The 24,084-nt window shown below is 54.7% G+C and carries 19 protein-coding genes; 5 read left to right on the top strand and 14 right to left on the bottom strand.

Going from position 1 to position 24,084, the window contains the following annotated elements:
* Positions 1 to 379: 379 nt before the first annotated feature.
* Both corA and ACZRKO_RS04495 read right to left on the bottom strand, forming a co-directional pair.
* Positions 380 to 1,387, bottom strand: a complete 1,008-nt coding sequence (corA, locus tag ACZRKO_RS04490; RefSeq protein WP_463736031.1) for a magnesium/cobalt transporter CorA — start codon at positions 1,385 to 1,387, stop codon at positions 380 to 382.
* Between the two features lie 183 nt (positions 1,388 to 1,570).
* Positions 1,571 to 2,404, bottom strand: coding sequence for an oxidoreductase (locus ACZRKO_RS04495; RefSeq protein ID WP_463736032.1), 834 nt, complete (start codon positions 2,402 to 2,404; stop codon positions 1,571 to 1,573).
* A gap of 161 nt (positions 2,405 to 2,565) precedes the next feature.
* On the opposite strand from ACZRKO_RS04495, the gene ACZRKO_RS04500 reads away from it, so the two are divergent.
* Entirely contained in the window at positions 2,566 to 3,507 is a 942-nt protein-coding gene (locus tag ACZRKO_RS04500; protein WP_463736033.1) for an AraC family transcriptional regulator, read from the top strand.
* Here the strand turns inward: ACZRKO_RS04500 and ACZRKO_RS04505 are convergent.
* Genes ACZRKO_RS04505 through ACZRKO_RS04515 form a run of 3 tightly spaced genes read right to left on the bottom strand, consistent with a single transcriptional unit; the run spans position 3,504 to position 7,893 of the window.
* Positions 3,504 to 5,069 (bottom strand): efflux transporter outer membrane subunit, encoded by a 1,566-nt coding sequence (locus tag ACZRKO_RS04505; protein WP_463736034.1) that lies wholly within the window; start codon positions 5,067 to 5,069, stop codon positions 3,504 to 3,506. The genes ACZRKO_RS04500 and ACZRKO_RS04505 overlap by 4 nt on opposite strands.
* Before the next feature lie 5 nt (positions 5,070 to 5,074).
* The gene (locus ACZRKO_RS04510) at positions 5,075 to 6,643 is read right to left on the bottom strand and encodes a DHA2 family efflux MFS transporter permease subunit (RefSeq protein WP_463736035.1); all 1,569 of its coding nucleotides are present in this window, start codon (positions 6,641 to 6,643) and stop codon (positions 5,075 to 5,077) included.
* On the bottom strand, positions 6,640 to 7,893 hold the full coding sequence (locus ACZRKO_RS04515; RefSeq protein ID WP_463736036.1) for an HlyD family secretion protein: 1,254 nt from the start codon (positions 7,891 to 7,893) through the stop codon (positions 6,640 to 6,642). Before ACZRKO_RS04515 ends, ACZRKO_RS04510 begins: the two co-directional genes overlap by 4 nt.
* Positions 7,894 to 8,172: 279 nt before the next feature.
* On the opposite strand from ACZRKO_RS04515, the gene ACZRKO_RS04520 reads away from it, so the two are divergent.
* On the top strand, positions 8,173 to 9,093 hold the full coding sequence (locus ACZRKO_RS04520) for a cation diffusion facilitator family transporter (RefSeq protein ID WP_463736037.1): 921 nt from the start codon (positions 8,173 to 8,175) through the stop codon (positions 9,091 to 9,093).
* A 59-nt stretch (positions 9,094 to 9,152) separates the two neighbouring features.
* Here the strand turns inward: ACZRKO_RS04520 and ACZRKO_RS04525 are convergent, their stop codons facing one another.
* The 7 genes from ACZRKO_RS04525 to ACZRKO_RS04555 all read right to left on the bottom strand — a co-directional run bounded on the left by ACZRKO_RS04525 (position 9,153) and on the right by ACZRKO_RS04555 (position 17,108).
* Positions 9,153 to 9,299: a DUF2474 domain-containing protein gene (locus tag ACZRKO_RS04525; RefSeq protein WP_463737465.1), complete on the bottom strand. Its 147-nt coding sequence runs from the start codon at positions 9,297 to 9,299 to the stop codon at positions 9,153 to 9,155.
* Positions 9,300 to 9,327: 28 nt separating this feature from the next.
* Positions 9,328 to 10,335, bottom strand: a complete 1,008-nt coding sequence (gene cydB / locus ACZRKO_RS04530) for a cytochrome d ubiquinol oxidase subunit II (RefSeq protein ID WP_463737466.1) — start codon at positions 10,333 to 10,335, stop codon at positions 9,328 to 9,330.
* Positions 10,325 to 11,761, bottom strand: coding sequence for a cytochrome ubiquinol oxidase subunit I (locus tag ACZRKO_RS04535; protein ID WP_463736038.1), 1,437 nt, complete (start codon positions 11,759 to 11,761; stop codon positions 10,325 to 10,327). The genes cydB and ACZRKO_RS04535 overlap by 11 nt, the downstream gene beginning before the upstream one ends.
* A 269-nt stretch (positions 11,762 to 12,030) precedes the next feature.
* On the bottom strand, positions 12,031 to 12,351 hold the full coding sequence (locus ACZRKO_RS04540) for a helix-turn-helix domain-containing protein (protein ID WP_463736039.1): 321 nt from the start codon (positions 12,349 to 12,351) through the stop codon (positions 12,031 to 12,033).
* 402 nt (positions 12,352 to 12,753) lie between these two features.
* Positions 12,754 to 14,172: an alkaline phosphatase gene (gene phoA / locus ACZRKO_RS04545; RefSeq protein WP_463736040.1), complete on the bottom strand. Its 1,419-nt coding sequence runs from the start codon at positions 14,170 to 14,172 to the stop codon at positions 12,754 to 12,756.
* Positions 14,173 to 14,358: 186 nt separating this feature from the next.
* Positions 14,359 to 15,279, bottom strand: coding sequence for a L,D-transpeptidase family protein (locus tag ACZRKO_RS04550; protein WP_463736041.1), 921 nt, complete (start codon positions 15,277 to 15,279; stop codon positions 14,359 to 14,361).
* Between the two features lie 266 nt (positions 15,280 to 15,545).
* Positions 15,546 to 17,108, bottom strand: a complete 1,563-nt coding sequence (locus ACZRKO_RS04555) for a DHA2 family efflux MFS transporter permease subunit (protein WP_463736042.1) — start codon at positions 17,106 to 17,108, stop codon at positions 15,546 to 15,548.
* 79 nt (positions 17,109 to 17,187) lie between these two features.
* Between ACZRKO_RS04555 and ACZRKO_RS04560 the strand changes: the two genes are divergently transcribed.
* Positions 17,188 to 18,315, top strand: coding sequence for an HlyD family secretion protein (locus tag ACZRKO_RS04560; RefSeq protein ID WP_463736043.1), 1,128 nt, complete (start codon positions 17,188 to 17,190; stop codon positions 18,313 to 18,315).
* 5 nt (positions 18,316 to 18,320) lie between these two features.
* On the top strand, positions 18,321 to 18,965 hold the full coding sequence (locus ACZRKO_RS04565; protein WP_463736044.1) for a TetR/AcrR family transcriptional regulator: 645 nt from the start codon (positions 18,321 to 18,323) through the stop codon (positions 18,963 to 18,965).
* An 82-nt stretch (positions 18,966 to 19,047) separates the two neighbouring features.
* Here ACZRKO_RS04565 and ACZRKO_RS04570 read toward each other — a convergent pair whose 3' ends face one another.
* Positions 19,048 to 21,168 (bottom strand): TonB-dependent siderophore receptor, encoded by a 2,121-nt coding sequence (locus ACZRKO_RS04570; protein ID WP_463736045.1) that lies wholly within the window; start codon positions 21,166 to 21,168, stop codon positions 19,048 to 19,050.
* Positions 21,169 to 21,621: 453 nt separating this feature from the next.
* Between ACZRKO_RS04570 and ACZRKO_RS04575 the strand changes: the two genes are divergently transcribed.
* Complete coding sequence (locus ACZRKO_RS04575) at positions 21,622 to 21,909, top strand: Bor family protein (protein WP_463736046.1); 288 nt, start codon at positions 21,622 to 21,624, stop codon at positions 21,907 to 21,909.
* Positions 21,910 to 22,016: 107 nt separating this feature from the next.
* Here ACZRKO_RS04575 and ACZRKO_RS04580 read toward each other — a convergent pair whose 3' ends face one another.
* A complete protein-coding gene (locus ACZRKO_RS04580) occupies positions 22,017 to 23,978 on the bottom strand; it encodes a glycoside hydrolase family 3 protein (RefSeq protein WP_463736047.1) in 1,962 nt (653 codons plus the stop codon).
* Positions 23,979 to 24,084 lie beyond the last annotated feature (106 nt).

Below are 24,084 nucleotides of genomic sequence, written 5' to 3' on the forward strand. Positions count from 1 at the left end.
TTAAACGAACCTCCTTTGGAATCCTGCGTTTTTTAACTGCGCGCTATCGCTGGGACGAAGGACATGTCTCGTCACTTCCGAGTGAGGCGCAAAATGTCACGGCTTCGCCGTCCCCGTATTTCGGGATTCGAGACCTTGGGCTCGAAACCCGCAGCGAAGGCACCGCAACGCGGCGACATTTTGCGGCTGTCACAATGGCACCTGAAACACGGCCATTGTGACCAGCGCAGCTGGAGGAGCCGCATATAAAAACGCAGGAGTTCCAAGAGGAGGCGCATTTACGCCTCCTTTTGGGCGGGTTTGGGCGGCAGCCCAAGGTCTTGAATTTTAATTTGAAATTAAAAAAAATTACCTCAGCTTTCCAAAAGCTGAAAACGACTTATAACCATCCTGATTTCTTCAACTTCCAGTACAACAGTACACATCCCACGACAGTGACACCCACCGTGATCGGATAGCCAAATGCATCATTCAGCTCGGGCATATTCTTGAAGTTCATCCCGTAGAGGCTGAATACTACGGTAGGAATAGCGAGGATGGCACCCCAGCCGGCGAGGCGCTGGACTACTTCGTTTTGATGCACGGACACCAAAGCCAGATTGACGTGCATAGCGTTAGCCAGCATTTCGCGCATGTCGTCGGTTACGGTGATCACCTGATGGGCGTGGTCCTGCACGTCGCGGATGTACGCCCGCAGGCTTTTCGGGATCAAGTCTTCATAGTGATGGCTGAGCTGGTTACAAATATCTTCCGCAGGCACGGCGGCGTTGCGCAGTGACAATAGCTGACGGCGCAGCTTGTACACTTCCTGCACCGCATCCTGATCAAAATCTGACTGGAACATCTTCTGTTCGATGTGATCAAACTGCTTGGTGTACTCGGCGATGATCGCCAGATAATTATCCACCACCAGATCCAGCACGCAGTACAGGGCGTAAGCCGGGCCTTTGGCTAACATCGCCGGGCACTCTTCAGCATGGGCGCGGATATGTTTATAGCTCGAAGACGCACCATGACGCACGGTGACCAGAAAATTTTTGCCGACAAACAGATGGGTTTCGCCGTATTCGATTTTGTCATCCACCAACTGGGCGGTGTGAATAACGATAAACAGGGAATCGCCATACTGCTCGATTTTTGGGCGCTGATGGGCGGTAAGTGCATCTTCAATCGCCAGATCATGCAGGCCGAACTCCTCTTGAATGGTGCGCATCAGGCTGTCTTCCGGCTGCCATAACCCCAGCCAGACAAAGGTGCCGGGTTCTTTCAATACTTCGCTGATGTCCTCGGTAGTGACATCCTGCAGACGTTTTCCATCGCGGTAAGCCACGCTGTTTACCACGGAATCACAACTGGGTTTTTTATCTTCTTTTGCAATAGCGTTCATGTTTTTACCCGCTTGTTAATTCAGGAGAAACCTCCCGCAGAGGGCGGGAGTATTTCGGTGTCTGAACAGAATAGCCTAGTCAGGGAAAAAAGCGCTGGCAGGAAGTCTTAAAAAGATCACAAGCGGTAACCGCGGGAGGAAAATGACCGCCGGGCGGCGGTCGGAGAAGGACGAGAAAAGGAATTAACCCTCAGTAGAACGGCTGACCTCTTCCCATGCATCGATATCGGCAGTCATCTGTTTAAGCTTATCGCGCACCAGCGAGACAGCATCGCTGCCAAGCAGCAGGAAGGCAGGCGGATTGTCGCTGTGAATCAGCGTCAGTATGGCTTTGGCGGCTTTCACCGGGTCACCCGGCTGATGCCCGCTACGTTTTTCCCGCGTTTCACGCACCGGCCCAAAGCTGGCGTCATAGTCACTGATGGTGCGCGGTGATCGCACCATCGAACGGCCTGCCCAGTCGGTACGAAATGAGCCCGGCTGAACGGCAGTAACGGCAATATTAAACGGCTTAAGTTCTTTAGTCAGGGATTCAGAAATGCCCTGCAACGCGAATTTACTGCCGTGATAGTAGCTGATTCCCGGCAAGGTAATGAAGCCACCCATAGAGGTCACGTTGAGAATATGCCCGGCGCGGCGCGCGCGGAAATAGGGCAGAAAGGCTTTAATCACCGCCACCGCACCAAATACGTTGACGTCGAACTGATGCAGGATAGCGCTCAGGGGTGACTCTTCCATAATACCTTCATGTCCGTAACCGGCGTTATTCACCAGCACGTCAACCGGACCGAACTCCCGCTCAACTTCATCTGCCAGCGGGGCGATCGCTGCAAAGTCAGATACATCCAGAATACGGCCAAAACAGCGACCCGGATCCAGCGCTTCGAATGCCTCTTTTGCCTGCGGGATACGCACAGTGCCGACAACGCGGTGACCGGCTTTCAGTGCTTCTTCTGCCAGTGCGCGGCCAAATCCGCTGCTGACGCCGGTGATAAAGAGTAATTTGGATGGGCTCATGATGTTCTCCTCACTAATGTGGACTGAAAGCATAGAGCGGACCGGCGGTAAAGCGTAGGTCCGATCCTCGCTGATGTTTGCCTATTCCTCTGAGCAGGCTGGACTGCCGTTATGAGAAGTGCCACACTTTCGTCATTATCCGGCATGATTTTCAGGATCCCATGAACACTTCCGATGTCGCGGTCACTGCCCAAATGGTGGAACTGCTCGACGCAATGACTCCGCTCGAAGGCTATAACCTGACGTCGCTGGCGGACGTGCGCTTTCTGCGATCTAACCGCCCGCTGCTGCGCACGCCGGTATTGTATGAGCCGGGCATTGTGATTGTGGTGCAGGGCCGCAAGCGGGGTTATCTCGGGCATGATGTCTATTTGTATGATGCGCAGCATTATCTGATGGTCGCGGTACCGGTGCCGTTCACAATGGAAACGGACGCCAGCGCCGCCGAGCCGATGCTGGCGATTTATCTGCGCCTCGATTTCAGCATAGCGGCCGGGCTGATGTTGCAGCTCGATGCTGTTGAATGGCCGGTGACGGAACCGCCGCGAAGTATGGTGTCAAGCCTGATGGATGGGCCAATGCAGCACTCGGTGCTGCGTTTTTTACAACTTATGCGCTCGCCGCAGGAGGCGGAGATCCTCGGACCGGCGATGGTGCGCGAACTCTATTACCGCGTGCTTACCGGCCCGCAGGGGGCCACCTTACGCAGTGCGCTGGCCATGCAGGGGCAATTCGGTAAAGTGGCCAGAGCGCTGAGGAAGTTGCACGCGGAGTACGCTACACATCTTGATGTGAACGCGCTGGCGCAGGAAGCAGGGATGAGTCAGGCGACATTCCACAGCCATTTCAAAACGGTTACTGACACCTCGCCGATGCAATATCTCAAATCAACGCGATTACATCAGGCCAGATTATTGATGCTGCGTAATAACCTGACCGCCTCGGCAGCCAGTGCGCAGGTGGGATATGAAAGCGTGTCGCAATTCAGCCGCGAGTTTAAGCGCCTGTTTGGTCAGACGCCGGTCAATGAAGTGGTGCGCATGAGGCAGGATTTCTCGCTGCCTGCCCCCGCGACACCTTCAGATTTTATCTCTTCACATTAATTGACGGGCGCGACCGTCTGCACGCGAACATCCGGCGTTGCAGCCGGGCCAAACACCGTATAGGTCGGCAATTTCACGTTCTGATATGGCTCCCAGCCGCCGCCGAGGGCTTTGTACAGCGAAACCAGATCGGTGCTGGTCTGCACTTTGGCGGCGGCGGATTGCTGCTTTGCCTGTGCCAGCTGGCGCTGGGCATCCAGCACGTTGATAAATGAGGAGAGCCCTTTGCTGTAGCTGTCGGTCGCCAGCTCAAAGGTGGTTTGCAGTGCAGCGGTGGTTTGATCAAGACCGGTGACGCGGTCCTGATCGGTGCGGTAATTGACCAGCGCGTTATCGACATCCTGTAAGGCGGTCAGCACCGTCTGGCGGTAATTCAGTGCGGCATTGGCCTGTTGCGCGCGGGAGAGGTGCACGCTGGAGACCAGCCGTCCGCCCTGGAAAATAGGTAGCGTGATCGACGGGCCGAAGGAGTAGAAATTGCTGCTCCAGTTGTCGAGATAGCTGGCGTCGGTGTTACGCATCCCGAACTGGCCGGTAAGCGAAATACTCGGGAACATCTGCGCCACGGATACGCCGATGTTAGCCGTTGCAGCATGGAGATCGGCTTCCGCCTTGCGCACGTCCGGGCGACGGCGCGCCAACTGAGACGGGACACCCACGGGCACGGCGGCAGGCAAGGCGGGCATCGGTTTGACGGGCGTCAGTTCACCGTCCAGCGTTCCCGGAGCCTGACCAAGCAGTACCGCCAGCCCGTTCATCGCCTGACGTTCCTGTGCCTGATATTGCGGCAACTGGGCGCGCAGTGAGCCCAACTGAGCGCGGGCGTTTTCTACATCCATCTGTGGCGCAAGACCGTTTTTCTGCTGACTTTGCGTCAGTTCCAGAGTCTGCTGCGCGACATCAATCTGCGTTTGAATGGCCGCCGTGATGCTTTGTGCGCCGCGCAGTTGCAGGTAGGCGCGCGCCACTTCGGCCTGCAATGACACCAGCGCATCGTTACGCTGTTCAAGGGATGATTGCTGCTGGGCGTTGGCAGCTTCGACCTGACGGCGCGTGCCGCCGAACAGGTCAAGCTCCCAACTGGCGTCGAAACTGCCCTGATACAGATTCACCGGTCCGGTGGCGGCGTCAATTGCCTGTGAGACTTCCGGGCTGAGATCTTCAGCCTGTCCCTCAACACCCGAAGATTCGAATTCGCCCTTCAGCCCCAATTGCTGACGCGTGAATTTGGTATTGGCCTGCACCGACGGCATCCATGCGCCGCGCGCCTGTGTAACCTGCTCACGGGCACCGGCAATGCGCAGCACCGCCTGTTGCAACGAGATATTACCGGCAATGGCGCGGTCAATCAGGCTGTCGAGTTGCGGATCCTTAAAGGCCTTCCACCATACCGGATTTGGCTCCGAGGGCAGGGCGATAGACGCGCCCTCCTGCACCTGCGGGCGGCTCATGTCGTTAAAGACCGCCGGGGTTGTGGGTTTCGGCTGCTGGTAATCAGGGCCGACCGAACAACCGGCCAGGGCCAGGGTCAGCGCGGAAAGCGTTAATGTCAGAGTTTTCATTTTTATCAGTGTGCTCCGGCGTTGCCTTCGCTCTTAACCGGCGAAAGCAGCAGACAGAAGGGGATCAAAATAACGGCGACGATGGCGCAGTAACTGAATACGTCGATGTAAGCCAGAATGCGCGATTGCGAAATCATCTCCTGATACATGCGCGCGGTGGCGATCTGCACCGGGTCACCCACGACGTTGGCGAAGTCGCGCACGGCGGCGGCGCTGCGACTGACGGCCTGATTGAACTGCTCATTGAGCGGCGTCATGTTGTGCACCATATGCGCGCTGTGCGCCTGCGTTCGCTCTGTGACCGCAGCGGTAGAGAGCGAAATACCAATCGATCCGGCGACGTTACGGAACATGGTAAACAGCGCGGCAGCATCGGCATTCAGACGCTGCGGAATGGTCACAAAGGCGATGGTGGTCAGCGGCACGAACAGGAAACCGAGCCCCAGTGACTGTGCGCTGCGGTACATCACCAGCGTGACGAAATCGACGTTCGGTGTCAGCCTGCCGGAGTAAATAAACGACGCGGCCAGCAGGAAGAAGCCAAAGGCGATGATGTAACGTGTCTGCACGATAGGCATCAGTTTGAGCACCAGAGGGATCGACAGCACGATCAGAATCGCCCCCGGCGACATCACCAGCCCCGAGAGCGTAGCGGTATAACCGAGCTGTTGCTGCGCCAGTTGCGGTATCACTACCGAACTGCCGTAGAGAATCATCGCCATGCCTGCCATCAGCAGGCCGGCAACGGCAAAGTTACGGTCTTTCAGGCAGCGTAAATCCACCACCGGCTTTTTGGCGTACAGCAGCCAGTAAACCGCACCGACAATCCCCGTGATCGCCAGCAGGGCAAAGGTGACGATAAAGGCCGAGTTGAACCAGTTTTCATCTTCGCCGCGGTCCATCATCACCTGCAAACAGCCGAGTCCCAGTGCAATCAGCCCGATGCCGATGTAATCGACGCTCAATTTACCTTTGGCTTTGCGCTCCCATGGAGGATCTTCCAGCAGCTGGTAAATCGCCAGCAGGGCGATAATGCCGACCGGAATATTGATAAAGAAAATCCAGCGCCAGCTCACGTTATCGGTAATGTAACCGCCGAGGGTCGGGCCGATAACCGGCGCGACGATAATGGCAATCGAGGAGAGGCCGAAAGCTTTGCCGCGATCTTTGGGTTTGAAGTAATCCAGCAGTACCGACTGTTGCACCGGCTGCAAACCGCCGCCGAAGAAGCCCTGCAAAATGCGAAACAGAATCATCTGCCACAGTTCGGTGGCGATGCCGCACAGGAAAGAGCAGACGGTGAACATCGCGATACAAATCAGGAAATAGTTTTTACGGCCAAGCATCCTGCTCAGAAATGCGGAGATCGGCAAAACGATGCCGTTCGCTACCAGATAGGATGTCAGCACCCAGGTGGATTCATCGTAGCTGGAGGAGAGAGAGCCGGCGACGTGCGGCAGCGCTACGTTGACGATCGTGGTGTCCAGAATTTCCATGAACACCGCAATGGTCACAACGGCCGCCACCGCCCACGGGTTACTGGCGGGTTTCCAGCTGCTGTGGTCTTCACTCATTCGACGGTAACCGTCGGGTCAACAGACAGGCCGAGCGGCAGCGGCTGGTTCGGATCCAGCCCGCTGTCGATAACAATTTTCACCGGCACGCGCTGAACAATCTTCACATAGTTACCGGTGGCGTTTTCCGCCGGGAAGGCAGAGAAGCGCGAACCCGTGCCCTGCTGCACGCTGTCAACGTGGCCGTGCAGTTTGAGGTCCGGATAGGCGTCAATCTTCACCAGCACTTTATTGCCCGGACGCATACGTTCTAACTGTGACTCTTTGAGGTTAGCGACGATCCAGATATTCGGCGAAACGATAGAGAACAGCGACGAACCGGCCTGTACCAGCGTACCCAGCTGCACGTTACGCATGGTGACATAACCATCATACGGTGCGCGTACGTCAGCATAGGAGAGGTTCAGCGACGCGGTCTCCAGCTGGGCTTTCGCCTGCTCAACCTGTTGTTGGCGCGCTTCGACGTTGGTTTCGGCCTGACGGATCTGCAACCCGACTTGCGCGGCAACCTGCACCTGCGCCTTAGCATTTTCCAGATCGGCTTTAGCAGAACGCAGCTGTGCGCTGGCACTGTCAATATTCTGTTGGGATGTTGCACGTGGATCGACACCGTGCTGACGGCGGTAATCCGCCGTGGCGTTCAGCAAACTTGCCTCAGCCCGCGCTTGTTGCGCCTCGGCCTGCGCAAGCTGCGCCGGATACTGGACTTTCGACAGGTCATACTGCACCTGTGCCTGATGCAGTTGGGAAATGGCAACGCCAAGCTGTGCCTGCGCCTGATCGCGCTGCGCGGTGGCATCACGCGGATCAATCTGCACCAACAGCTGACCTTGCTTCACCAACTGATTATCTTTTACCGCCAGATTCGTGACATAACCGGAGATTTTTGGCGCAATAGTGACAGCGTCACCATCGGTAAAAGCATCATCGGTGGTGATTTGATCTTTGGTCATTAGCCACCAGACCAATGCCACAATGGCCATCACAATCACCACAATACCGAGGATAATCAGGGGCTTTTTGCCGGGACCTTTGCGCTTTTCGCCCTCATCCTGGCTGTCGTCTTTGTCCTCTTCCTGAGCGTCCTGCTCTTTTTCCTTTTTAGACGAACGCGTATCTCTCTCTTCGTCGCCGGGCGAGGAGGATTGGTGTCCTTCACCGGATTTTACCTGGCTGGAATCGAGTTCAGTTTGTGCGTGGGTGGACGATGCATCGTCGTGGCGGCTGGCGTCATTTTTATTAGTGGTCATAATACTCATCTGGTTATCGGCATAATGCCTGAACGAGAAATCTCATTATTCTCGTTTTAACCTAGATTGTATTGATGTAAAAGCAAGTAAATAAGCGTCAAGTTAGTACACTGAGGGCACGAAGATCCACACTATAGGTATGCTCCGAAAAATGCAGAAACGGGTATAATGCCCGCCCTCATTTTAGTTTAGACATTGTGACTTTCAATAAAGCCGAATTTTGTATCAGGAACCACGTGTGAAAAATTCTCAACTAGCTGTTATTTCCCGGGCCGCTTCATGAGCCGTCCTATCCCGTATAGAGGTCTGACGCGCGTTGCTTCACTGATTTCAGTGTGCGTGGCGCTGGTGCTGGTCTTCATTAAAGTCTGGGCCTGGATTGCCACCGGATCGATTGCCATGCTGACGTCAGCCGCTGACGGTCTGGTCGACGTGCTGGCTTCGTTGGTAACGCTGATTGGCGTGCGCTACGCCGGACGCCCGGCCGATAAAGGGCACCGTTACGGGCACGGCAAAGCCGAAGCCGTGGCGGCGTTTGTGCAGGCACTGTTACTCGGCGCTGCCGGTCTGGTGCTGGGCGGTGAATCCATCAGCCGTATTATCAATCCGCAGCCGCTGGCGCAGTTGGGTCTGGGTATCTGGGTGATCATCGGCAGTTGCTGCGCGGCAGTCTGTCTGGTATTGATGCAAACCTACGTGGTGAAACGCACCGGTTCCACGGCGATTGCTGCCGACCGTGCGCATTACATTACGGATGTGGCTGTTAACGTGGCGGTGTTGGTGGCACTGGTGCTGGAAAGTCACTTTGGCTGGACCCGCTCTGATTCCATCGGCGCACTGCTGATTTCGTTCTATATGGTCTGGAACGCACGCGGGATGGCGGGTGATGCCCTCAAGCAACTGCTGGATCGTGAACTGGATATTGAAGACCGCAAACGCATCAAAGCCGCCGTACTTAGCGTGCCGGGCGTCAGCGGTGTGCATGACGTGCGTACCCGCAACGGCGGAGACCGCGTGTTTGTGGATTTCCATGTGGAAGTTGACGGCAATCTGTCGGTTGATGTCGGGCACGATATCGGCGATGCCGCCGAAGTGGCTGTCAGCTTGCTGTTCAATTCCGCAGACGTCACGGCGCATCTCGAACCTGCGGGCATTGACGATGACCGGCTGGATGATTTACTCAATAATATTGTTAAGTAACCGCTGATTCGCGGTGTTTCATCGGGCGCAGCGGCTGATATCCTCTGCGCCCGTTTTGTTTAGTGACCCCGCATACCCGCCACTGTCATCAATAATCTGAACACCGACGCCACCACAAACAGCGCCAGCACGCTGCCGCCCCAGATCATGGCCAGCCAGGCGACGCGTTTCCACCACGGCTGATGGATCACGGTTTCATCATCCATTTCTTTGATTAACTTTTTCATCATCACCTCAATGGTAGCCCTGATCGTGGGTCACTTTTCCGCGGAACACGTAGTAGCTCCAGAAGGTGTAGACCAGAATGATCGGAATAATGATCAGTGCCCCGACCAGCATAAAGCTCAGGCTTTGCGGCGGTGCGGCAGCTTCCCACAGCGTCACGGACGGCGGAATGATGTTCGGCCAGAGGCTGATGCCAAGCCCGCTGTAGCCGAGGAAAATCAGCGCCAGCGTCAGCAGGAACGGCGCATGATGTGATTTTTTGTTCACGGTACGCAACATCCACAGCGACACCAGCAGCACCAGCACAGGGACCGGCAGGAACCAGAGAATACTCGGCAGGGTGAACCAGCGGTCAGCAATTTCCGGGTGCGCCAGCGGCGTCCACAGGCTGATGGTGGCCATCACCAGCAGGAAAACCAGCAGCAGCGGTTTCACCCGGCTTTGCATATTCTCCTGCAACGGGCCTTCAGTTTTCATGATAAGCCATGTACAGCCGAGCAGGGCATAGGCCACCACCAGGCCGACGCCGCAAAACAGCGTAAACGGCGTCAGCCAGTCCAGCGCGCCGCCCGCATAGGCACGGTTAACCACCGGAATGCCGTTTATCACCGCCCCCAGCACCACGCCCTGACTGAAGGTGGCAAACAGCGATCCCCAGATAAAGGCTTTGTCCCAGACATGGCGCTTTTCGGCGCTGGCTTTGAAACGAAATTCAAAAGCCACGCCGCGAAAAATCAACCCGAACAGCATCAGCGTCAGCGGGATCGCCAGCGCATCGAGGATCACGGCATAGGCCAGCGGGAACGCGCCAAACAGCGCCGCACCGCCGAGCACCAGCCACGTTTCGTTGCCGTCCCAGACCGGCGCCACGGTGTTCATCATCACGTCGCGCTCATGTTCGGCTTTCACCAGCGGGAAGAGAATGCCGATGCCTAAGTCGAAGCCGTCCATCACCACGTACATCATCACGCCAAAGACGATGATTAAAAACCAGATCAGCGGAAGATCAACGTTCATTGTCAGTCCCTCTAACAGCATCATTCAGCGATTCCTGCGCCGCAGAAAGCGGACGCGCCGGTGTGCGGTGTTGCCCTGGTCCGCCGTGGTTGGTTTCGAGACCTTCATGAGCGACCGGCCCTTTGCGGATCAGACGCATCATGTACAGATAACCGACGCCAAACACCGAGCAGTAAATCAGGATAAACAGCAGCAGGCTAATGCTCATCTGCATTTCGCCGTGCCCCGACACCGCGTCTTTGGTGCGCAGCAGGCCATACACCACCCAAGGCTGACGGCCAATTTCTGTCGTAAACCAGCCCGCCAGCAGCGCCAGCAAACCTGACGGACCCATCCAGAAGATGAAATGCAGGAAGGTGCGCGAGCGGTACAAGGTGCCGCGATGGCGCAGCCAAAGGCTCCAGACGCCTGCAAGAATCATCAGTAAACCCAGTCCTACCATGATGCGGAAGGTGAAGAAAATGATGGTGGAATTCGGCCGGTCCTCCTTGGCGAACGATTTCAGCGCCGGAATTTGCTGGTCCAGACTGTGGGTCAGGATCAGGCTGCCGAGCCACGGAATTTCCAGCGCGTAGCGTGTCTCTTCGCGGTTCATGTCCGGATAGCCAATCAGCACCAGAGGCGACGGCCCACTGTTCTTATTTTCCCAGTGGCCTTCAATCGCGGCTATTTTTGCGGGCTGATACTTCAGGGTATTCAGGCCATGCGCATCACCGATACCGGCCTGAATGGGCGCGACAATCAGCGCCATCCACATCGCCATCGACAACATTGTGCGCATCGCCGGAGTATCGCGGCCTTTGAGCAGATGCCAGGAGGCCGACGCGCCGACAAAGAAAGCGGAAGAGAGGAAGGCGGCGGTGGTCATGTGCAATAAGCGGTAAGGGAATGACGGGTTGAAGATGACTTTCAGCCAGTCAACCGGCACGACCTGATTATTGACGATCTCAAAGCCCTGCGGGGTTTGCATCCAGCTGTTCGAGGCTAAGATCCAGAAGGTGGACATCAGCGTGCCGAGCGCCACCATACAGGAGGCAAAGAAGTGCAGACCGGGGCCAACGCGGTTCCAGCCAAACAGCATCACGCCGAGAAACCCTGCTTCGAGGAAGAACGCTGTCAGGACTTCATAAGTGAGTAACGGGCCGGTAATGCTGCCCGCGAACGAGGAGAAGAAACTCCAGTTGGTGCCAAACTGGTACGCCATGACCAGCCCTGATACCACGCCCATTCCAAAGTTGACGGCGAAAATTTTCGACCAGAAATGATAGAGGTCGCGGTATTCCTCTTTTTTGGTTTTTAGCCACATGCCTTCCAGGACCGCAAGAAAACTGGCGAGTCCGATAGTGATGGCGGGAAAAATGATGTGAAACGACACGGTGAAAGCAAACTGGATCCGGGCCAGTTCGAGTGCATCCAGACCAAACATAACAACCTCTGTTTTTGTGGAATGACTCTTTCAGCATAGGCGCAGGCAGGTAAAGGCGCGCGATGAGATTTGCAGGTGAATTCTCGAAGAAAGGTCAGGTCACGTTGGGTTTTTGCGAGGAGTGAATTTAAACACGGAGGCCTTGTTGTATAACAGTAACAGTATAATGAATAAAGCGTATAACAGTTGAGGTGAGTACTGGCATCAATAAGGCGGTGACAACAAAGGAACAAAGTACTTTCTGTTCCTTACACCGCCAGAGTTTAGCCTCAGACTTTGGTTCTGTTCCTCATGATTTTGACGATCGGCTGTCCATTTTCAGTGAAGTAGCGCTGCGGCCAGATTTCAGACGGGACAGTACCAAGGGCTTGCGCTATCAACAGTTCCCCCTTAGGCCAGGGGCGGGAAAGGGTATTGGCCAGGGTTGATGAACACAGACCAGAGTTGCGTGATAACGCGGCCAGCGTGGTGCCGTTTTTGTGTAACGCCGCAATAATATCTGCCGGGTGCCAATTCTGAGCCGGGCGCTTGTCCAAAGGTGAGGTTTTTACTTTACGGGTTTTTTTTACTTCCAGTTTGGTGATAGACATTCGCATTCTCCGTTGCAAAACGAATTCCGCTACCACTTAGAGGTGCAAATCTCTTGGGTGGTAGCCCAGACGGAGTTTGCACTACCGGCCACAACGGATCACCGGCCAGCCCGAAGGCTGCCCCGCCTGAGCCACCATAGAGCAGTTGCTTATTACGTGAACGAGTAACAAACAAAAGGTGTGCCAAGGCTTCAATATATAAAAGTAATCTATATATCGACGTTGTGTTATCCAGGGTGCAAATCCCGGCTGCGGATTTTGCCGCAGCGGGCGAAACTATACCGTAATCGCTTAGCGGAAACCATGAATCAAAGGGGATGCAGCATAAGTCAGTGAAGTTAATATGTTCACTATTCCGGCCCGTGAGCCGAAATAGTGAAGGGAGAAAATAAAGGGGAATGATTATTTAATTGCCATCGCATTTTTAATGGTGAAGAACAGGTCAGTCTGATCTGTCAGCCCCACAACGTTGGCTGCGTGCGGACCATAAGCGGCGATGCGCAACTGTGTACCGGTATGGCCCTGTGAATCCTCTTCAGAGTTGCCATAGCTGATGGTCATCGGCGCACCATCTTTTGTGGTGAGCGTTTGGGTCAGCCCCGGTGCTTTAGCATCTGCCTCAATGATCTGGCTGGAATGGGCGTGGTCAGCCGTCACAATCACCAGCGTATTACCCTCCTTACGGGCAAACTCGAGGGCTTTTTGCACCGCTTCGTCGAGATCGACCGTTTCACCAAACTGACCGCACGGGTTGGCTGCGTGATCCTGTTTATCAATCGACGCGCCTTCCACTTGCAGGAAGAATCCGTTCGGCTGAGTTTTCAGCAAATCGATGGCTTTTTCGGTCATCGCCGCCAGCGTTGGAATGTCGCCGGTACGCTGCGGATTGGCTTCACAGGTCACAGCAGGCTTATCAATATTCCCGTGATAGCTGGCTTTCGGGCCACTCCAGCGCACCGGCATATTGCCCGCAGAAAACAGACCCAACAGTGGTTTAGATTGATTGGCCAGGGTAATAGCGTTCAGTTCATCCGCATTTTCTACCCATTGATAACCCTGTGCAGTAGCTTGAGCCTTCAGTGATTTCCCCTGAAATTCGCCGCTTTTAGCTAACTGAGTGAAGGATTTCGCGCCGCCGCCGAGGGTGACGTCCGCACGGGTTTTCAGCAGTTGCTCAGTGATCGATCCACGACCGCCATTCTCCAGCGCGTTCGTCGGGCATTTTTCACTGGTTTCTTCCGGACCGTAACATTTACGTGACGTCACGTGAGAGATTTGTGCTGCCGGCGTGGCATCCTGCAATTCGGCGGTAGAGACGTTACCGGTGGCAAAACCGGCCGCTTTAGCCAGCTCCAGCAAGGTTGCGTGGTCTTTGCCGTTGACGTCAACGCCCAGGGCACCGTTGTAACTTTTGACACCGGTTGACCAGGCGGTCGCCGAAGCGGCGGAGTCGGTGACGTAGTTCGGTTTATGGGTTTTTTTGTCGAGCGAATAGTGGGTGTACTGACCGGTCAGCGGCAGCGCATCGATGCCTTTGAAATAACCGCCCGCACCTTCCGCATAGTTACGCGCCGAGGTGATTTCAGAGTCGCCCATGCCGTCGCCAATCAGCAGGATCACGTTTTTCACTGTCTTATTGGAAAGCGAGGCTTTCAGGGCCTCGGTCTGATCACCGATCAGGCGACGTGCACCTCCTTGCTCGGTGATGTCGCCCACAGCGGCGCGGGAGGTCAGGGAGGCTTCAGCCAGTGCGGCCTGAGCAGAGGTGAACAGCAGAGCGGCGACAACCGCACGGGCGACAAGAGATACAGGCTGATGCATAAAGAAAACTCCGTGTAATGAAACGTCAGATAAGAAGAGATACAACTTGTCTTACTTTGTTACATGGGAGCTTAAGTCAGTGGCGTGACGTTTTTATGACATGTGACATTTAATGCAAAAAGCCGGATCTCAGGCATAAAAAAAGCCCCTCATGTGAGGAGCTTTCTGATGCTGCTGAAGCTGAAATTAATTAATCAGCGTTGGCATTCCTGAACGCAGTTCGATGGCGCGCTGAACGATGGTCTGGTTCACGCTTGGGTCCATAGCGACAGCACCGACGTTACCGGTCAGGGAAACAGGGATTGGCTCCTGAGAGTCAAACTCTTGCTGGTTAGCAGACAGCGGGTTGTGGATCTCCACATAACGCTTGCCGCCTTGCTCAACGGTGGCTTTCACCGGCTCGTTGATGAACTGCACGCGGGTGCCCTGCGGCACGTTGTCGTACAGCCATTTGATGTCAGCATCACGCAGACGCACACAACCGTGGCTCACACGCAGACCAATACCAAAGTTGGCGTTGGTACCGTGAACGGCATACAGGCGGCCAACGTAGAGTGCATACAGGCCCATCGGGTTATCTGGACCAGCAGGGAAGACGGCTGGCAGGAACTCTCCGCGTGCTGCATATTCTTCATGCATTTTGGCAGTTGGAGTCCAGGTCGGACCGGCTTTCTTACGCTGGATAGTGGTCACCCAGTTCAGTGGGGTGTCTTTGCCCAGTTCGCCGATACCGATTGGCAGAACCACTACAGTATTGCTGCCTTTCGGGTAGTAATACAGACGCATTTCAGCACTATTGATAACAATGCCTTCATGTGGGGTGTCTGGCAGGATCAGCTGATGTGGAATAGTCAGCACGGTGCCCGGTGTTGGCAGGAAAGGATCCACGCCCGGGTTAGCTTCAAGCATATTGCTCAGGCCCATCTGGAACTGTGCAGCATAACTTTCCAGCGGTAATTTGCTGTTTTCTGGAACGGTGACGGTGATGTTCTCCCCGATCAGCCGACCATTATTGGCCGGGAGAGGATAGACCACGGCAAAAGCTGCCTGGCTGTACGCAGCAACTGCCAAAACCATAGTAAGGATCGCGCGAATGCTCATTTTCATATTTTCGTTGGTTATTGTTATTGCCACACAGGCAGTTGTTGTCAGGTTGTTCCCCCGGCGTTAAACAGCCGGATGACTATTGTAGGTACACACGGGCCTGAGAGTGAATCAAGATGTGTAACTAATCACATTTCCGGGCCGCCAATTATAAGGATTTATTTCAAACAGGCCAAAGCTTTCTCAGCAAGTGTGAAAAGTTCCCTAAAGAGACTGCATTTTTTACCAGATTGATCACAGACCTTTTACATTTCATGACATTCCACTGCTTATTTTCGACAAAATGGCACCATCAGCAAAGCCGCCAGAAACATCCATGACATCAGCATAAACACGTCGTTGAAGGCCAGCGTAAAGGCATCTGCGGCCACTTTTGCGCCAAATATTCCTTTGGCCATCAGCAGCGCATGTTGGGCATCTGGCGTTACCTGAGCAAATCGTGCTGCCATGGCGGATATCACTTCCTGAGCCTCACGGCCATAATGCCCCAGCGATTCGCCAAAACGGGTGGTGTGAACCCGCGTCCAGTCCTGCAACCAGGTATTGACGGTGGCGATACCAATTGCGCCCCCGAGGTTGCGCATCAGATTGAACAGCCCCGAGGCGTAACGCAATTCCGGCCCCTGAAACGCCGTCAGCGCCATATTCACGCTGGGCACGATGCACAGCATAATGAACAAACCGCGGATGATCTGTGGCCACAAAAACTGATCTGCACCCCATTGCGTAGTCACCGCGCTGGTCAGCCACATGCTGAGGGAGAAACCGAGCAGACCAACCGACACCAGGATCCGCCGGTCAACCACGCCAATCAATTTCGCCGCCAAAATCGTGCTGAAAAACTGTCCGATGCCGACCACAAAAACGGTGGTACCGATTTGCAAACTGTCGAAGTCGCGGATGCGGCCGAGAAAAACCGGCGTGAGGTAGGTCGAGGCATAAAGCCCGAAGCCAATCACCAGATTAAATACGCAGGCAAACGTGAAGGTCGGGTCGCGGAAGGGCGTCAGGCGCACTATCGGGTTTTTCGAATAAAATGAGCGCTCAAGAAACAAGACAAAGGCTACCAGAGAAAACCATGCCGAGATTTGGATTTGCGGATCGCTAAACCAGTTCTTGCGCGGCCCTTCCTCCAGCACGTACTCCAGACAGCCCAGCGCGACGGCCATCGACAGCAAATGCACCCAGTCGATGCGTTTAAGCATCGAAAAATCGGCCTTATCGACATGGATAAACAGCACAGCCCCGGTCGCGACTAAAATGCCGGGCACGATATTGATAAAGAAGATCCAGCGCCAGTCCAGCCACTGAGTGACCACGCCGCCGACGGTAGGGCCAAGCGTCGGTGCCAGCACGCTGACCATACCGAGGATCGCCGGGATCAGTGCCTGTTGCTTACCTTTAAACAGTGTAAAACCGGTAGAAAATACCGTCGGCACCATTGCGCCGCCGGTAAACCCCTGCAGGGCGCGAAAGAAAATCATCGACTCAATATTCCACGCCAGCCCGCAGCCGATGCTACTAAGTGTGAACAGCGCCGCCGACGCACTGAACAGCCAGCGGGTGGAAAGGGCCTGTGTCAGAAATGCGGAGAACGGGATCATCACCAGTTCGGCAATCAGATAGGAGGTCTGCACCCAACTGATTTCATCCGGCCCGGCGGACAATCCGGCCTGCACATCGTTGAGTGAGGCGGCCACAATCTGGATATCAATCAGCGCCAGAAACATACCGAATGCCATCACGCTGAAGATCAGAAATTTGCGCGCCGTCGGCAGATCGCCGGGCGAGACGGGCTGTTGAGCAGAAGCAGAAAGGGTGGCTGAGGACATCGTTTAAACCTTTTGCACTTGTTTATATGATTGGCATCATATTAATATGATAGCCATCATGCAATGAGCGAGAAGAAAAATGAGTGAAGCAGCGGTAACAACCACAGAGAGTGCGCCAGTTTCAGAGAAGGAAAAGTCGGGCTTTCGTCGCCCGTCGCGGACCTGGATCGTCAGCGGTATTGCGCTGGTGGTAGCATTGGGCGGCGCAGCCTGGTTACTCGCCGCACCAGCCAGTGAATCCACTGATGATGCCTATGTCAGCGTGGATGCCACGACTGTCGCACCCAAAGTGAAAGGTTTTGTGTCCAGCGTACTGGTGAAGCACAACCAGTGGGTGAAAGCCGGACAGCCGCTGGTGGTGATCGACAGCGAAGAGTTCGATGCCCGCGTCGCCGCCGCAGAGGGTGATGTTGCCGATGGTAAAGCTCAGGTGGCGGCGCAGCAGGCGGCGTTAATCAGTCAGCAGGCTCAGGAGCAACTGGCACAAGCGCAGATTCAGGCGGCACGCACCGCCATCCGCTCGTCACAGGCGGAGCAGCAGCACGCGCAGGATGAGCAGCGTCGTTACCAGTCGCTGGCGGTGAGCGGTGCTACATCACGTAATGATGCGGACCGCTACAAAACGGTGGCCATTACTGCCGAACAGGAGGCAGCCCATGCCAGAGCGATGCTTGACGTGGCGCAGAATCAGGCGCAAGTGACGCACGCACAGCGGGCAGAAATTCAGGCCTCGCTGGCGCTGGCCCGTGCGACGGTACAAAAAGCGCAAGCTGCGCTGGATCTTGCGCAGCAGGACCAAAAACACACCACAATTTTTGCCGCCGTCGAGGGCGTAGTGGGTAACCGTCAGGTGCAGATTGGCGATTACGTCACGCCCGGCCAGCGCCTGATGACGCTGGTGCCGCAGCGTGATCTCTACGTCATTGCCAACTTTAAAGAGACGCAGACTGAACGTATTCAGCCTGGACAAAAAGCCAGCGTCAGCGTGGACGCGCTGCCGGGCGTCAAATTCACCGGCGTGGTGGACAGTCTGGCACCGGGGTCCGGCTCTACGTTTGCCCTGTTGCCTTTCGAGCCGGGCACCGGCAATTTCACGAAAATTGTGCAGCGTGTCCCGGTGCGTATCCGGCTGAACGCCGGGCAGCCGGAGCTGGTATCGTTGCGGCCAGGGTTGTCCGTCGATGCGCGAATTGCCCTGCGGGATTGATTGTCATGGCGCAGTGCGCCAGACTGTGGCCGCAGCAGGAACCGCCGTTTATCAGGGAGCAAACCATGCGTTATGAGAGTGAACATAAACCGAAAATCCGCGAGCGCATCGTCAGGGAGGCGGCGAAGGCCATTCGCGCCAAAGGCCCTCAGCAGGTGAGCGTGGCGGGCGTGATGAGCAAAGCCGGGCTGACTCACGGTGGTTTTTATGCGCACTTTGCCTCGAAAGAGGTGCTGATCGAAGCCGCTATCGGGCAGATGTTCAATCAGGTGATGGCGCGCTGGGAGAAAGAGAACAAAGGCCTGACGCCACCTGAACAGCTGGCCGGATATATCGACTTTTATCTGTCAGCGTGGCACCGCGACAATAGGGCGCAGGGCTGTCCGGTTTCGGCGCTGGCATCAGAAACGCCTCGGATGAGCGCACCCTGTCAGGCGGCATTTGCGCAGGGCATTGCCAATATTCGCGGCATGATCACCGGCCAGCTACGCGAAATGCAGATCCCTGAACCAGAAAGTGTTGCGCTGTCGGTTACCGCCGAGCTGATGGGGATTTTGTCGCTGGCACGCTGTGAACCTGAGCGTGCGGCATCCGATGCGTTGCTGGAAAATGCCAGATTGAGGATTAAAACCCGGCTCGGATTGGCATAAAAAAAGCCCTGATTGCTCAGGGCTTCAAAGGGCAGACATTTGAGGGGAAACTGTGTGAAGGTTTTCCCGTTTCAGTCAGCTATCAGAAATCATATCCAACGGTTGCTACCACAGTACGTTCCTGACCCCAGTAGCAATAGCTGGTGCCGTAACAGGCCGCGACATATTTCTTGTCGAACAGGTTATTGGCATTCAGCTGCACAAACGCACCTTTCAGCTGCGGATTGAACTGCACCAGATTCATACGCAGTGAAGCATCAACCAGCGTGGCGGACGGCATACTCAGGGTGTTTTCGTTATCAGCCCACTGTGTACCGATATAACGCACACCTGCACCCACATCCACGCCGATCGGCGTATTGTACTGACCCCAGATTGACGCCATCTGTTTTGGTGTCACGTAGGGCGTGTTGCCATCGTTGCTGGTGGAATCATCAAAGCGCACTTTGTTATAGGTATAACCGGCCATCACGTTGAAGCGTTCGGTGATCTGTTTCTTCGCTTCCAGTTCAAGGCCCTGAGAACGGACTTTCCCTGCCGGCTCATAGTAGCTGCCCACAACGACACGATTACCGACATCATCCTGCGTCAGGTCAAACAACGCGGCGGTATACAAGTCTGACGTTCCCACCGGTTGGTATTTGATACCGGCTTCGTATTGCTCACTCTGCATCGGTTTGAGCAGGGTTCCATCCTGACCAGGCAAGGCAGAAGGCGTCATGGCCTGGCTGTAGCTGACGTAAGGCGAGATCCCGTTTTCAAACGCATACAGTAAAGACGCACGGCTGTTGAAGTGGCGGTCGGTACGCTCGCTGCTGGTATCTTTAACAGCGATGCTGTCATAGGCGGTGTTTTTGGTTTTCAGCGTGTCATAACGACCCGACAGTGTCAGGTGCCACTGGTTCCAGCTCATATCATCTTGCAGATAAGTGCCCATCTGCTCATAACGGTCTTTGCCGGTTTTGCTGCTGTAGTAAGCCAGATTCGGACCGCCGGTGTAACCGGTGTACGGGTTCAGCTGACTGGCCGTCGCGCCCAGGGATTTCAGGTCATTCATAAAGTAGGAGTAATCGAAACCAACCACCACTTTATGTTCCAGCTCGCCGGTGGCGAAGTCCGCTTCCAATTGGTTATCGATGGCAACGCTGTCCAGCGAGGAGGTCTCACCGGAGTAGTAACGGTTCATCAGGGTACGGTCCGCATTCCAGCCTGCCTGATATACCTGATCCAGCTCGGTGTTGGAGTGGGTGTAGTTGGCGTTCTGGCGGAATGACCACACGTCGTTGAAGGCGTGACGGAATTCGTAGCTGTAGATCTGCTCCCAGCGTTTGAACTGGTTAAGCGAAGATTCGCCGTCGAAGAATCCGCGGCTCAGTTTATCACCGTACAAGCTGCCATCAGCAGGCACAGCGGCGTGATAACCACCAGACGGATCTTTTTGCAGATAGGCGCGCAGTAACAGCGAGGTATTTTCATCCGGCTGCCACATTAATTGCGGGGAAATGGCATAACGCTCTTCGCGCTGGTGGTCATACTGGGTGTCGCTGGTGCGGGTCATACCTGTCAGGCGGAATGCCCACTGGTCGTTGATGGCGTTAGTGTAATCGAACGCGCCGCCCTTGGTGTCTTGCGTACCGCCGGAGAGACGGAAATGTCCCTCTTCAGCAAACTGCGGGCGCTTGGTGCTTTCCATCACCAGACCGCCCGGAATGCTCTGACCATACAGGGCAGAAGAGGGGCCTTTGATAACATCAATGCGTTCCAGGAACCACGGATCCACCTGAATGGAGTTATAGCTGGCGCCATCGCTGAGAATACGCAGGCCATCGAGGAAGGTGTTGTTAACATCACCGCCGTGGAAACCGCGCAGGGAGATGGTGTCATAGCGCGTTGCGCCACCGGCAAAGTTGGTGAATACGCCCGGCGTGTAGTTCAGCGCGGCGTTAACGGTAGTGGCGTTCTGGTCATCCATCTGCTGACGCGTCACAACGGACACGGCCTGACCGGTGGTAATAATCGGCTGATCGGTTTTGGTGGCCGTTCTGCTGGTTTTTGCGCTGTAACCCTGCGTGGGGGTATCAGCGGTTTGTGCCGGTGTAGCGGTGACAACGACGGTTTCTTCCGCGAAAGAGGCAGCAGGAAGCGTCAGTGCGACGGCGCAAAGCAGCACCGAACGCTTAAGAGGGAAGGCCAGTGTATTCAAGTTCAAAGTCCCTATAAATAAAGAAATAAATTATCGAGTGATTAATTAACTGTGTGCAGTACGTAGATAAAACAAACCCCGGAAGCCCACTTTTCCGCGCAGGAATTCCCACCCGCCAAAAGAAGGTGTATTCCGTAACATTTGCCGCAGATGTTAAACTTAATGATAATTGTTATCATTATTATTTTACATTATCAAGTGAACTTTTCCAAAAAATGTGAAGTGAGGGGATTTCTATCCACATAAAAATCAGGGTATTAGGTGGGTTTATGTACATAAACCTTAAACTAAATAGGGATTATGGGAGATTTTTCTACCCCGTTTTACAGTTAATGCCGATAATACCGCCGCTTTACTATTTCGGTTTTTCAAAGCAAGACCGTCTTTTGTTGGCAATCTTTATCGGCAGGCACTTTGCTTGCCGAGAATACTTAAGGTTTACGGGGTCTATTTATGAAAAAATTATTGATGACGGCTGCTTTTGCCGTGTTACTGACCGGCTGCGCGCAGCAGACTTTCAATATGGGACAGGGCATCGCGACTCAGCCGAAAGTTGTCACAACGCATCACTTCTTTGTTGGCGGGATAGGGCAACAGAAATCTGTTGATGCAGCGAAAGTGTGTGGTGGCGCTGATAAAGTCGTTCGCGTTGAAGTTCAGCAAACTTTCCCGGACGTCTTGTTGGGTATGGTGACTTTCGGCATCTATACGCCACGCGACGCACGCGTCTTCTGCTCATAAGTTAAGTTGTACATTAAAAGTCATTACTGGCTGTGAATAATAACGGGCACTTTCTGTGCCCGTTATTATGTGAAGCGTTACGTCTTCAGTTTGATATTGTTCCTGCCTTAACGCGCCAGACCAGCGCCAATCGGGTAGAGCGGATTTTCGGTGTCGTGCGGCATATCCGATTTCTGTTGCAGCACTTCTTCCATCGATGATGGCAGCTCGAACGGCAGTTTGCCGGTGTACGCCTCATCGCTGGTCAGGCGGCTAAACAGTACGGTATCGCTGACCCCAAAGTTGCCAATAATTGCTTTGGCTTTGTCCTGCACATTGGTCAGGATTGCCGGTCGGTCGAGATAAACAGTCACCACAACAGGGACTTTAGCACTGGCTTTTACGATGGCCTGATAGTCAGCGTTGTCAGACATAAAGGCCAACGATCCCTCATGATGACGTTTGCCGAAGAAATAATTCTTATGCGGTTGCTCAAATGGCGCGTGGGCGCGGATTAACGCCACATCGGCTTGTTCAGGGGCATCGACGACCGTGAATCCGGCAGTCACGGCAGCCTGCGGTGCGATGCCGTACAGCCACACTTTTTTGCCTTTTTTCAGTGGTAAAAGATTATCACTGTTTTGCAGCAAGACCAGCGAACGGGCCTGAGCGGCGTCAGCCTCTTTTTGCCAGTCAGGGCGGCCCAGGGTTTGCGCTGCTTTCTGGATATCGACGTACGGGTTTTCAAACAGACCGATGCGGAATTTTTGTTCCAGGATCCGCTCAACCGACTGATTAATCCGTGTTTCACTCAGTTGTTTCTCTTCTACAGCTTTGACGATCATATTCGAGTCGGTCACGCCGCCAAATTGATCAACGCCTGCCTGTACGGCTTTTACAAAGCGCGCCTGTTGAGTGATATTTTCCACGCCCCATGACATTCCACCTGGCACAGGTTCGACACCCTCTTGGGTGCCGTTAACGCAGGCGTCATCGCAGTCATTAGTGATCAACCAGTCGCTGAGGATCACGCCTTTGAAACCGTACTGATCGCGCAGAATATCAGTGAGTAATTGATGGTTGAAACCGGCACCGACCTGTTCCACCTCCTTGCCTTCTATCATGAGGTTTTTCAGAATCGAATAGGTTGGCATGACGCTGGCGACGTTAACTTCAAACGCGCCGGTAAACGGATAGATATGCTCTTTGAGATTGTCACCGGGGAAGACGGCATTTTTGCCGTAAACGTTGTGGCTGTCGTATCCATTCTCGGCGGCACCATAGCCGACCCAGTGTTTCACTACTGAAATCACGCTGCCAGTGTTCAGGCCATCGGGGCCATTTTGCATCCCTTCGATATAACCACGCACCATATTGTGAACGCGCGTCGGGTCCTCGCCAAATGTACCGCTGATCCTCGCCCAGCGCGGCTCGGTGGCTAAATCAGCCTGCGGGGAGAGAGCTTCGCGGATGCCCACCGCTCTGTATTCCTGACGGATGATATCGGCATAACGGCGGGTGAGTTTTTCATCGCCAATGGCGGCAAGACCAAGGGTTTCAGGCCATTGGGAAAATTTCCCGGCGGAAGTACTGGCGCCATCGAGATATTCATACGCGTTGCGCGGGTCACTGCTGAGGGTCAGCGGAATGCCGAGCCGCGTGGCTTCGGCGAGAGCCTGCAACTTATTATTCTCTTCTGCAAACACGGCAGCATCGTCGGCAGAGAGGCGGGTGATCAGGCTGTTGACTTTCTGGTCATCAATCATCGCTTTTGCGGCTTTCAGGTCATAATTTTTTCCTGCGCCAATCGGGCTGTTGGCGGTCGGTGCCGAGCCGTGCATCATCACTCCGGCTTTTTCTTCCAACGTCATGCGCTTTACCAGATCCGCGGCACGCTCTTGCGGCGTTAGACGCCAGTCTTCGAAGGGTTCCAGTTTGCCGGATTTATCCAGATCTTTAAATTTCAGGCCATCGACGGCCAGCACTTTCACCACGCGCTGGCTGAGTTCGGGCTGTTCGGCGGCCAGAAGCGGGGTGCTGGCAGTCATGGCAATAGCGGTAATGGCGGCACTCAGAAGGGTAATTTTCATCATCATCCTTAATAACATTGAGGAAAAAGAGGGCATTACATTGAAATTATTGTATTTAATGGTCAGTACTGTCTCATATTCCGCCGCCATCTTGCTGCGATGCCCT

The sequence above is a fragment of the Ewingella sp. C233 genome (assembly GCF_055407225.1).